Source organism: Aeribacillus sp. FSL K6-8210 (assembly GCF_037963925.1).
In the GTDB taxonomy this organism is placed as follows: Bacteria; Bacillota; Bacilli; order Bacillales; family Aeribacillaceae; genus Aeribacillus; species Aeribacillus composti.
Genome location: NZ_CP150172.1, coordinates 2,708,605 through 2,721,437 on the forward strand (window position 1 = coordinate 2,708,605; position 12,833 = coordinate 2,721,437).

General features: G+C 37.7%; 12 protein-coding genes. 2 read left to right on the plus strand and 10 right to left on the minus strand.

The annotated features are described in order from the left end of the window. Positions 1-33 precede the first annotated feature (33 nt). The 8 genes from NSQ41_RS13120 to rpmG all read right to left on the minus strand — a co-directional run bounded on the left by NSQ41_RS13120 (position 34) and on the right by rpmG (position 9,640). The gene (locus NSQ41_RS13120; RefSeq protein ID WP_339210107.1) at positions 34-1,155 is read right to left on the minus strand and encodes a M14 family metallocarboxypeptidase; all 1,122 of its coding nucleotides are present in this window, start codon (positions 1,153-1,155) and stop codon (positions 34-36) included. A gap of 109 nt (positions 1,156-1,264) precedes the next feature. Further along, a complete protein-coding gene (locus NSQ41_RS13125; protein ID WP_339210108.1) occupies positions 1,265-3,175 on the minus strand; it encodes an LTA synthase family protein in 1,911 nt (636 codons plus the stop codon). 1,775 nt (positions 3,176-4,950) lie between these two features. Beyond that, positions 4,951-5,919, minus strand: a complete 969-nt coding sequence (locus tag NSQ41_RS13130) for an ROK family glucokinase (RefSeq protein ID WP_066247573.1) — start codon at positions 5,917-5,919, stop codon at positions 4,951-4,953. Beyond that, positions 5,909-6,139, minus strand: coding sequence for a YqgQ family protein (locus NSQ41_RS13135; protein WP_339210110.1), 231 nt, complete (start codon positions 6,137-6,139; stop codon positions 5,909-5,911). The genes NSQ41_RS13130 and NSQ41_RS13135 overlap by 11 nt, the downstream gene beginning before the upstream one ends. Before the next feature lie 86 nt (positions 6,140-6,225). Further along, positions 6,226-7,755: a rhomboid family intramembrane serine protease gene (locus NSQ41_RS13140; RefSeq protein WP_130156349.1), complete on the minus strand. Its 1,530-nt coding sequence runs from the start codon at positions 7,753-7,755 to the stop codon at positions 6,226-6,228. Positions 7,756-8,065: 310 nt separating this feature from the next. Next, entirely contained in the window at positions 8,066-8,857 is a 792-nt protein-coding gene (locus NSQ41_RS13145) for a DUF92 domain-containing protein (RefSeq protein WP_066247569.1), read from the minus strand. Continuing rightward, positions 8,854-9,423 carry a 5-formyltetrahydrofolate cyclo-ligase gene (locus NSQ41_RS13150; protein ID WP_063388083.1) on the minus strand — a complete coding sequence of 190 codons (570 nt, stop codon included), beginning with the start codon at positions 9,421-9,423 and terminating at the stop codon, positions 8,854-8,856. Before NSQ41_RS13150 ends, NSQ41_RS13145 begins: the two co-directional genes overlap by 4 nt. 67 nt (positions 9,424-9,490) lie before the next feature. Further along, a complete protein-coding gene (rpmG, locus tag NSQ41_RS13155) occupies positions 9,491-9,640 on the minus strand; it encodes a 50S ribosomal protein L33 (RefSeq protein ID WP_063388082.1) in 150 nt (49 codons plus the stop codon). Between the two features lie 219 nt (positions 9,641-9,859). Between rpmG and NSQ41_RS13160 the strand changes: the two genes are divergently transcribed. Together NSQ41_RS13160 and NSQ41_RS13165 are read left to right on the plus strand one after the other, a co-directional pair. After that, a complete protein-coding gene (locus NSQ41_RS13160; RefSeq protein WP_063388081.1) occupies positions 9,860-10,225 on the plus strand; it encodes a hypothetical protein in 366 nt (121 codons plus the stop codon). Then, the gene (locus NSQ41_RS13165) at positions 10,222-10,767 is read left to right on the plus strand and encodes an endolytic transglycosylase MltG (RefSeq protein ID WP_066247568.1); all 546 of its coding nucleotides are present in this window, start codon (positions 10,222-10,224) and stop codon (positions 10,765-10,767) included. Before NSQ41_RS13160 ends, NSQ41_RS13165 begins: the two co-directional genes overlap by 4 nt. 537 nt (positions 10,768-11,304) lie before the next feature. Here the strand turns inward: NSQ41_RS13165 and phoU are convergent. Continuing rightward, positions 11,305-11,958 (minus strand): phosphate signaling complex protein PhoU, encoded by a 654-nt coding sequence (phoU, locus tag NSQ41_RS13170; protein ID WP_063388079.1) that lies wholly within the window; start codon positions 11,956-11,958, stop codon positions 11,305-11,307. A 41-nt stretch (positions 11,959-11,999) separates the two neighbouring features. Continuing rightward, entirely contained in the window at positions 12,000-12,791 is a 792-nt protein-coding gene (pstB, locus tag NSQ41_RS13175; RefSeq protein WP_269467022.1) for a phosphate ABC transporter ATP-binding protein PstB, read from the minus strand. Positions 12,792-12,833 lie beyond the last annotated feature (42 nt).

The following is a 12,833-nucleotide window of genomic DNA, read 5'->3' on the forward strand; positions in this document are numbered from 1 at the left end:
TTTCACTTATAATTTACGAATTTTAAAAAAAAATTATTTGCACAGCAAATATAGCGACGCCCAAAATATTCCCTTTGCTTTCCGATAAATTTCATCAAATTGGTCAAGCGGCAAAGGGTTCCTTCCTCTGCCTAATTCAACGGTAAATCCCGGCTTTCTGTATTCTTTAATAAACCAATCGCGAAAGCCGGCATGACTATCAATCATTCGGATTCCTTTATATCCGCTTAACAACTCATACTCTTTTACGATTTCTTCCGACTCCTCTGGTTCATAATTTAAATACCCCCAATATATTTCTTCTCCTTGTGTGTGGAAGGCTACGATGAGATCAAATTGAGACTGCTTGACTAGTTCACTCATAGCAATTGCTTCCGGCTCTGAGAGAGGATAATCACCTGGATAATCACGAGGAGCCGGGGATTTTGGGCTTTTTCTTTCTTTTTCAATTTCCCAAAAGGCAGGAAATTGATTGTTCAGATCAACGCCGCGAATATTTGCTTTCCAATCGGAAAAATCTTCACAGTTATTATTTAACTTGACGGCCTGTTCTTTCACTTGAGGATCAAACGATTCGGCTGCTAAAACAAGATTCACTCCATCCGGATTCACCATCGGAACAAACGATAAAGTTATCTGCTCATAAAGCTGTCTTACAGAAATTCCATTAATCGATTCGTTTAAAATAAGTTTCCGAACATACTCATTGAGCCATTTCATCATAATGGCTGTCGTAATCCACTCATTTGCATGAAACGAACCGTTCATATGAACTTTTTTCGTTCCGGAACCGATAAGAAGTTCAACTAAAGGATTCCCTAGAACACTGCGGCCGATAATCCTCTCTTTAATAAATGGATAATTTTTTTTTAACACCGCAATATCGCTTGTCAAAGCAAAAAAATGATAGGGCCGTTTTGGATCAATTACAGGCCATGAAATTGGGACAGCATTGTATGTATTTTTAGTCAAGCTTGGTGAAGGATGAAACGGATTATTTTGTACGAAACCCCATCCGGGAATGACGATTTTTTCCCCTTTAAAGATTTTTTCGTTTTCGAAGAAGGGATTTGAATCCAACAACAATCGTTTTGAAAGTTGATATTTTTTTCCCAAGTACTCCAAATCCGCTGTTTCATTCATACAGATTTCCATAAAAAAACCCCTCTCCCCTTTTTATTCAGTACATAACATATTATATGAACGACATCATGTTTCATTAATAAAACGTATAAAAAAGCTCTGACCTAATGGCCAGAGCCTTTTACTGTTTTTTTGCAGCTTGCTGCTCGGTTGAATTCGGAGATGGTTCATCCTCTTTGTCAAAAAACCGCAGCAGGTCACCATAAATAATTTCATCCGAATAATCAAGCTCATTTTTCGCTTTTTCCATATATGGTTCACATGCATTTTTATCCTCAACAGCTTCGCCTGTTGATTTGTCATAGCATATTCCTCTTGTATACACATATTGATCCGTAATAAAGCTGCCGTCCCTTAACACAGCAAACGGAATACGGTCTTTTGAAAAAATATCTGTGCCAAATTCGATATCGTTTTTCGTATCAATGCCTAGCATGTTTAAAATAGTTGGCTTCAAGTCAATTTGCCCGGCGACTTGATGGAACACTTTCGGATTTTTATCGGTAACCCCTGGAATATGGATAATTAACGGAACTTTTTGCAGCTGAATCGTATCAAGCGGCGTAATTTCCTCTTTTCCTAAAAATTGTGCCATCGCTTTGTTATGGTTTTCGGAAATACCGTAATGGTCGCCGTACAATATAATAATTGAATTTTCATATAGTCCAGCTTTTTTTAGATCTTCGATGAACACTTTCAAGGCTTCATCTGTATAACGAACCGTCGTAAAATAGCGATTCACGACTCCATCTTCAGAATCAAATTCATCAATCAATTTATCTTCTTCACCCAACTCAAACGGAAAATGGTTCGTTAATGTAATATATTTCGTATAAAAAGGCTGAGGAACATTTTTCAATAATTGTACCGACTGCTTAAAGAAGTCAATATCCTTCAATCCCCATCCTACCGAATTTTCTTCCGTCACATTATAATCTCTGACATCAAAGAAACGGTCGTATCCAAGAGAATTATACATCACATCGCGATTCCAGAATGTGCGGTTATTTGCATGAAATACAGCTGTGTAATAACCGTAATCCTTTAAAATTTCCGGAGTTGCATTGTACTCATTGTTCGCATTTGTAAAGAAGACTGAGCCTCTTCCCAACGGATACAAAGAATTTTCCAATAAAAATTCTGAATCTGACGTTTTGCCTTGTCCTGTTTGATGGTAAAAATTATCAAAATAGTAGCTTTGTTTAATAAAATCATTTAAAAACGGAGTAATTTCTTGTCCGTTCAATTTCTGATTGATAACAAAGTTTTGGAACGACTCCATAGAGACGATAATGACATTTCTACCTTTTGCAATTCCATTCATTTCTTTACTAGGTTCTTTTTTGTTCGCATTTAAATAATTTTGAATTTCGACCAAGTTATTGCTGTCAGCTAACGCACGTTGTGCAGACGTTTTGGACTGCAGCAAAGAATCGTAAATATGAAAATTGTATACACCAATATTTTTGACGAGCATCTCCCTGTCAAACGTTCTTGTTAAAAGCTGCGGACGCTCTGTTTCAGCCAATCCAAGATTAAAGAAAAACACAGCTGCAACCATTAAATAATATGCTGTTTTTTCTTTGCGCATTAATTTTTCCTGTTTGCGGAAAACAGGTCTCCGTGAAAGCCAAATTAAAATGGCTATATCAACAAACATTAATATATCGACAGGTTGAATCAGCTCGGTTATGCTGCTTCCCAAATCTCCCATATTGCTAGCTTGGAAGAGCACGGGAATAGTCAAAAAGTCGTTATAAAACCGATAAAAAACAACATTAGCTAATAAGAGAAAGGTCATCACAATGCTGGCACCGATCACCCAGCGATTCCGGTTTTTGTCTTTCATAAATAATCCAATACCAAAAACAAACAGCAAAAAGCTCAGCGGATTGATGAATAAAATAATCTCTTGCTTGAAATTTTCTATTTTTATATCAAAGCTAGTTTTGTAGACAATGTACGTTTTAATCCACATAAAAAATGTCGCTAATAACAAAAAAGAAATTTTTGAAAATGTGCTTTTACGCATTTTTTTACCTCCTCAAACGGTGGACCTGCGCATTTCTACACTTAAGTGTTTTTTTCCATTTTTTAGGCATCTTAGTGAATAACTAAAGATTATCTTAATACTTCTTCCAAAAAAAATCAATGTTTTTTTACAATATATTTACAATAAGATGCTAGCTTTTTATATATTATTTTATCTCAGTACCTATTATGTTTAGACGGACAAAAATTAAAAAAGTTTCATATAAACAGAATTTGTTATAATCCAAATTTGGCTGCCAAAAAAATAGCGCCTTTTTTAAAAGCGCTATCAGATTTTCTTTGCTGGACCTCGACAAGGTACATGTCGAGTTTGGGATTGTGGCTTTAGCGCACACATACTGAAAGTAGCCGGCATCCGCCAGCTACTTTCAGATGAAAATCGAACAAATATAAATCGAGTAGGAGGGAGCGATTAACTCCCGTCCTCTCACACCACCGTACGTACGGTTCCGTATACGGCGGTTCAATTAAGATAATTGACGCAAGTCTTTATAACTTCCGTGAATAGCTGTTCTCTTTATGCCAGTGGTCACTCCACCCTCCAAGAGATCTCCCACGGGATTCACCGCTTCCTCCCTCAAGTGAGGTACTACGTTTTCTGTGTTCATCATGACTCACTGAATGCCAAGGGCTATTCTCTCTTAATTGTTCGGTCCTTCTTAGTTGTTCTAGACCAACTAATACTATGACCTCTGCTGACTTCTGACTGTTCAGCTATCTATCACTAGATAGGTTACCAAGGTTACTTGGCGTGCCAGCCAGACCTCCCCGGGTAAGAGTGTAATCTTTCCTTCCATCCATCTGCTTCATTTACTCTGTATCACCTTCGGCAGAAAGGGCTTTGTTTTGTCTTGCAAACTCACCCAGTGATACCTAGCCTCATATGAAGTTCGTGTTCCGAGAGACCCAAAGTTTGCCGCTCGCTTCCTTCAGATTCCGCGTCACCACGGACACCCTTGCGTTAAGCTAACTGCTACTTCTGCCTTCGCAGCTCGGGACTTTCACCCTATAGATTACACCCATGCCGGGCGCACATCGAGTAGGAGGGAGCGATTAACTCCCGTCCTCTCACACCACCGTACGTACGGTTCCGTATACGGCGGTTCAATTAAGATAATTGACGCAAGTTTTCATAACTTCCGTGAATAGCTGTTCTCTTTATGCCAGTGGTCACTCCACCCTCCAAGAGATCTCCCACGGGATTCACCGCTTCCTCCCTCAAGTGAGGTACTACGTTTTCTGTGTTCATCATGACTCACTGAATGCCAAGGGCTATTCTCTCTTAATTGTTCGGTCCTTCTTAGTTGTTCTAGACCAACTAATACTATGACCTCTGCTGACTTCTGACTGTTCAGCTATCTATCACTAGATAGGTTACCAAGGTTACTTGGCGTGCCAGCCAGACCTCCCCGGGTAAGAGTGTAATCTTTCCTTCCATCCATCTGCTTCATTTACTCTGTATCACCTTCGGCAGAAAGGGCTTTGTTTTGTCTTGCAAACTCACCCAGTGATACCTAGCCTCATATGAAGTTCGTGTTCCTCAGACCGGAAGTTTGCCGCTCGCTTCCTTCAGATTCCGCGTCACCACGGACACCCTTGCGTTAAGCTAACTGCTACTTCTGCCTTCGCAGCTCGGGACTTTCACCCTATAGATTACACCCATGCCGGGCGCACAAGCAAGTGGAGAGAAACACATTGTTTTTCTCCACTTACTTCATTTTAGGGACTTATCGGACAATTCCTTTTTAGTCTTTCTCAATTTTCAAGTATGTACGTTTTAACCAGCCATGCGCCGCCAATTACACCTGCATCATTGCCAAGCGTTGCAAGAGCAATATCTGCTGCGGAAGCTTCATGAAAAACGAACTGTTGAAAAACATTTTTAACTCTTTTTATTAAAAATTCCCCAGCCTTTGATACTCCACCGCCAATGATAATTTTGGAAGGATTTAAAGCAGTAGCCAAGTTGGCAAGAGCAAGACCAAGATGCATCGTCATGTCGTCGACAACCTGCAATGCCATCTCATCGCCGTTTTTCGCAGCATCAAACACATCTTTTGCAGTGATCGATCCTTTTCTTTCCAATTCTCGATTCAGCGTTGATCTCCCATTAAACTCTTCCATTTTGGCTATAGCCATTCGAACTATTCCAGTTGCAGAGGCGACCGTTTCCAGGCAGCCCGTTTTTCCGCAGTTGCACGGAAAACCTCCATGCAAAACGGAAGTTATATGGCCGATTTCTCCGCCTGCGCTATTTTTCCCATGGATTATTTCTCCATTTGCAATGATTCCTCCGCCGACTCCCGTTCCGAGTGTGACGCATATTAAATCCCTTTCTCCATTCCCCGCTCCTTTCCACATTTCACCAAGAGCTGCAAGGTTGGCATCATTATCAACGATTACTTGCAAACCAGTTTCTTTTTCAAGATTTTTCTTAAGCGGATAATTATTTTCCCATCCAATATTGACAGTTCTAGAAATGATTCCCTCTGTTAAATCGACAGGGCCAGGCGCCCCCATGCCGATTCCAATCAGCTTTTGCTTCGATTCACCAAGTTCTTTCAACTTTTCGTATATAGATTGAGAAATATCACTAACAATATTTTTTCCTGATTTATCGGTAGGGATTTCCCATTTTTCAATAATCTCTCCATTTATATTGATAAATGCAATTTTTATCGTAGTTCCCCCTAAGTCCACACCAACTAGCCAATTATCGATCATATTTTTCACCCTTTACTCTTTTTCTCTTATCTTTTTCTATCATTATTTCTCGTCTTAACAATAGCATGGCCATTTCAAATTCTTTTGCGTCAATCAGCTGCGACTCAAACAGCTGCTTGACCTCCTCCTCCATTAATTCAAGATCAGCCACACGATCTCCGATGTATATGATAGTACCGAAACGTTTTAAAAGCTGTTGTATGTCGTAAATCGTTTTCAAAAACATCACCTTCTAAATAAAAATGCGGATAAGCTGCACATATTGCTAAAGTTCTTTTTTTGAAAACTTCCGAACAAGTCATCGAGCTATAGATTGTCAAGCTGTTGTTTTAGCTGCTGATATTCCGCTTTTCCCGGATCAAGCTTCAATGCCTTATCAATCGCTTCTTGTGCTTTCACAACATCATTCTGTTCCGCATATATTAGGCTAAGTACATAATAAGCTTGATGAAATGTCGGATCTTTTTCCAATACATTGTTTAAATATTCAATTGAGCTTGCCACATTGTTCAAACGATATTCCGTATAAGCAAGTAAATAGATGATTTCAACTTTTGCATCATCAAGCTCCTTCGCTTCCGAAAGCACTTCGGAAGCCTTTTGGAACTCCTTGTTCTCAATTAGTGCCTGCGCCCTTGCTAAAGCCATTTCCGAATTGCGCTTAGGGGCTATTTCATATCCATAATACCCAAGACCGAAAACGAAGATGATCGATAAAATAAGCCCCACTGCTCTCGTGAAAAATTTGGACATCCTTGGAATCTGAAGAACAAAAGCTGCCAGAAATCCGCCAATTAAACCGCCTATATGACCAGCGTTGTCCACATTCGGAATCGTCCAGCCAAGCATTAAGTTAATTAAAACTACAATCAAGATGTTGGGTCCTATTGTACGGAAAAACAATTTAGGGTTTAACACTCCTAAAAACAAGAGCGCACCGAACAAGCCGAATATCGCACCTGATGCACCTGCGGACAAAAAGGGGCTGAAAGCAAAGCTTGCAAGCGAACCAGTAAATCCGGCAAACAAGTATATAAGCAAAAATCGAATCGAACCATACATTTTTTCAACAGTCATTCCAATATAATAAAGGGCTAAAGAGTTCATAATCAAATGCAAAAAACCGATATGCAATAAAATTGGTGAAAAAAATCTCCACCATTCGCCATCGTAAATGGCAGGATTGTATTTCGCTCCAAATTTTATAAGAGTATCAGAATTTGTGCTTCCCCCGTACCATTCAAGAAGAAAAAACATCACAATTTGTGCTGTTAAAAAAACATATGTAAAGAAAGGCCTGCCATTTTCAAAAAAGGAGCGTTCCAGCCTTTCCTGCCTTTTTATATAAGAAAATATTTCTTCTTTTATTCGTTCAACTGATTCAAAATTTGATTCTTCTGCTGCATAATCAAGTTTTTTCAACGAAGCCGAAAGAGCATCTTCCAAATCACCTGTTTTTTCCATTATATGCTCTTGATCCAGCAGCATTGTTTTGACGACTGTTTTCCCATGCGCAAAAGGTTCTTTAATCCGAAATTCCCAATCATCAACAGGAGGAAATGTGGTCACATAAATGTTAAGAATATTTAAGTCCCTTCTCATAGATTGTTTTCGGATCGTTTCAAAAATATGCGCCGTATGTTCAATGTCTTGAGAGATCCAATTTCCCCAGTCAATATCTTTTCTGACAAATCGTACAAGCTGAAAATATTTGTTGCGAAACGGCTCAAGCCAAACCTCCGAATGATCGCCGGATATATTGATTAGCCTGTAATTATGCTCCACCACAAGACTTCGCAAAATTTTCCAAAAAATAAAATCTAGCTGAGTCCCCATTTAAAATCTCTCCGCATGTTTTTCCTTTATTATACCAATGTGGAAGGGCAGTTTGAAGAAAAAAGCTGAATCAAAAACGATTCAGCTTTCCATTTCCACCTATTTAAAAGCACCTTGGAGAAATTTCCTGCCAATTAGCGGTATCTGCATTGTCAGTTGAATAAATTTCTCACGCATCCATTTGCTTTTTAGGCATACGTTCATAATTTTGTATCGATTTGAATATATGAAGAAAATGCCGAATACTAGAAGAATTCTTTTTAATCGCTTCATAATTTAATCCCTCCATTAATTAAAATAAACTTTTTGCTCAATTTTTATCCAAAATAAAATACGCAATTACTGTTGAAATGAAAATTGATAAAAAATTAACTGCGTCATTATTCATCCAGACAAAACCTTTCGTCTTTACCGTATATTCCCCGCAATGTATTCTTTTTTCCGTTTCAGCATGGCAGACGAGACATTTATTTTTTCGTTGAAAAAAGCATCCGAACAGCGTGTCAATCAAAGCTCCAATAAATCCAAATAATATAATGAAAGGTAAAATTTGAGCATCATTTTTTATAAAAAAAGAACTCCCCAGCGCAACAAACGAAGAACCGAGGATGGAAGCAAAAGTTCCGAGAACGGTAACAGCACCTGATGTTCCTTTTTCGACAAATTTTGGAGGAAATAAAAGAATCGGTTTTATTCGGCTTAAGCTGCCAATTTCGGAAGCCCATGTGTCCGCGTTGGCGCAAGCGAATGAAATGGTTAAAAGAATGAACCAAAAATTGCGGTCATCATGATCCACTATATTGAAAATGCTGATCAATACTGGAATCCCGCCATTTGCCAGCACTTGAACATAGTCGCGTCTTTCCCCTTTTTCAAGAATTGATGCCATTTGCGCTTTTCGTTCCTTCTTCCATTTACTGATCATGCTTGATGACGCAAAAAATAATCCAAGGGGGACCAGCCCTGGAAAACCAAAACTAAAATAGATGCTAGCGCCGACAAATACGGAGCTTATTGCTCCAGAAATCGACAAAGCTTTTGACTTATAGGAAATATAAGCGATAGTCGCAATAAAAATAATGAACAATAAAGGAATGATCATTTCCTGCACTCCACCAATTCTTTTTCAGTAATGATGATATCAACCGGAATATCATGGGATTCAATCGGCACTTCCTCAACTATTTGAAAGGAAAAAGCAAGCGCAATAGTTACATTTGCGTATTTATGTAAATAACGATCAAAATAACCCCCGCCATATCCGATCCTGTGCCCACGCCGGTCGAAGCAGATGCCAGGGACGATGAGCAAGTCAATTTCTTTTGGCGTTATGAGTGTTGTTTGCTCAAAGATCGGCTCCTGTAAATCTAAATAAACATTCTCTAATTGATCAAACGATTTTATTTCCCTGAACTCCATTTCTTTTATATTTGGGTCGCATTTAGGCACAGCTGTTTTTTTCTTTTCCTGCCAGCAGCGAAAAAATAAACTTTTTGTATCGACCTCGAAGCCTTTGGATACTGTAAGGCCAATGGTATTCGCCTCCTGCCAATAGTCTGTTTCAAAAAGAGTTTCAGCAATTTTATTTGACCAGTCCGCATGCAATTCATGCCCCATGTTTTTTAACATCCGTTTCACTTCATTTCTGATTTCAAATTTTTTTTCCAACTTAAAAATTCCTCCCATTTACCTTTTTTATAATAAAAAAACAGCAGGAAATATCTTCCCACTGCTTTTACTTCGTTTCACGATGCAAAGCATGACTTTTGCATCTTGGACAATATTTTTTCAATTCGATGCGTTCTGTGTTTGTACGTTTATTTTTTGTAGAGATATAATTTCTATCGCCGCATTCTGTGCAAGCAAGAGTAATATTTACGCGCATATCTTTTCCTCCAAACTATTTCATGTTCAAATTCAGACTTTTATATAATATCATTTTTGCATTGTAAAATCTACATTATGTTTATTTTTGAACACAAAGTTTCAAGTCGTTTCAAATTACATTTTTTTTAAGTTAACATGAAATTTCGTTAAAAGCCGTTTTGTTCTATTAAAATATATGATATAACAATAAAGGGACAACTAATGGAAGGTGAGATGCATGGAAATTGTGATTATTATTCTTTTCCTTGTCAGCATTGCTTTATTAGGAATTGCTTATACTCAGCGTGACGATATAAAAGAGTTGGAACAAGAAGTTGAGCATTTATCCGTTTCTGCGATGCAAGAAATATACAAAATGAAAAAGAAAATGAGGGTATTGGAAGAAGAATTGCTGCAAGGAACAAACACAAAGCCTGTTTCGCAAGACACACAGTCCGTTATACACTTTGATTATTACACGAAAAACAAAATTTTATCAAAATATCAGCAAGGCATGTCAATTGCTGAAATTGCAAAATCGGAAAATGCCACAACCGATGAAGTAAAGCTAATAATCGAACAAAATAAGAGGGAACTATCATGAATAAACGAATTTTACAAGCATTCTCAGCAGGGATGATCGTTTCCACCTCAATTTTGACCCTCACTTTTTATTTAGGGAACTATGATCAAAAGGTTGTGGCTGAAAAAGAGTTGACGGACAAATCAGTTAACGAGTATTTAGCTCAAAATAATAAAATTGCTGTATCCAATAAAGAATATGAAGAATTTCTTTCTTACAAAGATACAAAAGTGAAAAATCTGAATAAAACACCTCAACAAAATGAACAGCAGCAGAAGCAGCAAAATCAAAATGCACAAAACCAAAATGCACAAAATCAAAACCAAGAACAAAAGAACAATAACCAACAAACTGAGGTAAAACCTGTAAAAGTAAATATTAAAGAAGGCATGACGACAAGCGACGTATCAAAAATACTTGAACAATCGGGCATTATTGATTCCGCCTCCAAATTTAATCAATACTTAATTAAACACGATTATCATAAGCGTGTACAAATTGGAACTTTTGAAGTAAAAAAAGGGATGAGCTACTACGAGATCGCAGAAGCCCTTACAAGATAAAAGGGGCTGCGATCCGTTTTTTTATAAATAAGGTTTGAAACCAGCCGTTTGCAAAAAAAGGAAGTTTTTCAAAACTCAAAATGGTGAAGTTCAGAACCACAAAAAGATTGCCCTTATCATTTTTCTCCCATTCCCGACCGTGTTGATTATTGTCATTCCAAGATCATTGCCTCAATTTTGTGCTTTTCTCGGCTTTTAAATTGTCTTTTTTAATCAATAGTACTTATAAAAGCCCACCAAAATTCCATGCCTTTTCTTTCACAAAATTGCCTTATGGTCTGCCCGAAATTTTTCCATAACACTTGTCTCTTATATTTCAGACATAGACACGATATAATACTTACAATTCCATTTTATATGCGATAAACTATTTAAATCGAAAGACATAAAAAGTTCCCTTCCTATTTAGATAAATTTGGGCGGCGAACCAAAATTTATTTTAGCACTAGGAGGGGCTTTTTAGTATCGCGGAACCATTTACGAATAACATAGCGATTTTATTTATATAAAAAAGGTTTGCCTGAAAACGGCAAACCTTTAATCATTTAAAGCATAATGGCGGCCTTTAACTAAATATAAAACATTTTCCGCGATATTCGTTGCATGGTCAGCAGTACGTTCAATAAATCTTGCTACAAGAGAGAGCTGGGTAATTTGATTCATATACTCTAAGTTCTCAGGAATAATTTGCAAAAGCTCCTTAATTGCTTCACCATATAAATCATCTACTTCATCGTCTATTTCGGCTATTTTTCTTGCTAATGCAACATCTTCCTCATGGTAAGCTTTCAGCGATAAAGACAGCATTTCCGATGCCAGCTTGTGCATTTTTGTGATTTGTTCAAGCGGTTTTATAAGCGGTTCATTTCCAATTCGAATTGCTGATTTTGCGATGTTGACTGCGTTATCTGCCATTCGTTCGATATCAGCAGCTATTTTAATGGAAACAATGATTCTTCTTAGATCAATCGCAACGGGCTGCTGCTTTGCAATTAAAAGAATTGCAAAGTCATTAATTTCCTCTTCGAGCTGATCGACATTCACATCTTGCTCTAATACTTCAATAGCCAAATCGATATCCTGCTTTTCTAATGCGCGGATTGATTTGCCTAATGCAACTTCCGTCAAACTGCCGATTTCAATTAACTTGGTGTGTAACGTGTTCAAGTCAAGTTCGAATTTTTCTCTCATTTTTTTTCCTCCAACATGAACCGTGTTATTCAAAACAATTATTATCCGAAGCGTCCTGTAATATAATCTTCCGTCCGCTTATCTGACGGATTAGAAAAGATTTGGTCGGTTTCGCCAAATTCGATAACTTCTCCGTTTAAGAAAAAGGCAGTTTTATCAGATATACGTGCAGCTTGCTGCATGTTATGCGTTACAATAATAATGCTGTAATCTTTCTTTAATTCTTGAACCAATTCCTCAATTTTCAACGTAGAAATCGGATCAAGCGCTGACGTTGGTTCGTCCATCAAAATCACATCAGGTTCAATTGCTAAACAACGCGCAATACATAAACGCTGCTGTTGTCCTCCTGACAGGCCATACGCGTTTTCCTTCAACCGATCTTTTACTTCATCCCATATAGCCGCGCCTCTTAAACTTTTTTCGACGATTTCATCCAATATTTTTTTATCACGGATGCCGTGTATTCTCGGTCCATACGCAATATTGTCATAAATAGATTTCGGAAACGGGTTCGGCTTTTGGAAAACCATGCCGACTTGAGTGCGCAGTTCTTCAACACGATAAGATTTATCAAATATATTTTTTCCGCGATATAATATTTCACCGTTGATTCGAACGGATGGAATCAGCTCGACCATTCGATTCAATGTTTTGATATAAGTCGACTTTCCGCACCCAGAAGGACCGATGATTGCAGTTACTTCATTTTCATAAATGTCTAAATCAATGTTTTTTAGAGCTTGATCATCACCGTACCATAAATTTAAGCCGTTCGTTTTATAGACAATTTTCTTTTCATTCTTGTCTTCGCTATTTTGTTCATAAACAATTTCTTGTTTTTTTTTCAGTTCAGTTTTTTTCAATTCAGTAAT

Bases quoted from the DNA above. Each gene is read 5' to 3' on its own strand.
- rpmG (WP_063388082.1), bottom strand. From the start codon at position 9,640: ATGCGCGTAAATATTACTCTTGCTTGCACAGAATGCGGCGATAGAAAT.
- NSQ41_RS13145 (WP_066247569.1), bottom strand. From the start codon at position 8,857: ATGATCATTCCTTTATTGTTCATTATTTTTATTGCGACTATCGCTTAT.
- NSQ41_RS13120 (WP_339210107.1), bottom strand. From the start codon at position 1,155: ATGGAAATCTGTATGAATGAAACAGCGGATTTGGAGTACTTGGGAAAA.
- NSQ41_RS13125 (WP_339210108.1), bottom strand. From the start codon at position 3,175: ATGCGTAAAAGCACATTTTCAAAAATTTCTTTTTTGTTATTAGCGACA.
- NSQ41_RS13165 (WP_066247568.1), top strand. From the start codon at position 10,222: ATGAATAAACGAATTTTACAAGCATTCTCAGCAGGGATGATCGTTTCC.
- NSQ41_RS13140 (WP_130156349.1), bottom strand. From the start codon at position 7,755: ATGGGGACTCAGCTAGATTTTATTTTTTGGAAAATTTTGCGAAGTCTT.
- NSQ41_RS13160 (WP_063388081.1), top strand. From the start codon at position 9,860: ATGGAAATTGTGATTATTATTCTTTTCCTTGTCAGCATTGCTTTATTA.
- phoU (WP_063388079.1), bottom strand. From the start codon at position 11,958: ATGAGAGAAAAATTCGAACTTGACTTGAACACGTTACACACCAAGTTA.
- NSQ41_RS13130 (WP_066247573.1), bottom strand. From the start codon at position 5,919: ATGATCGATAATTGGCTAGTTGGTGTGGACTTAGGGGGAACTACGATA.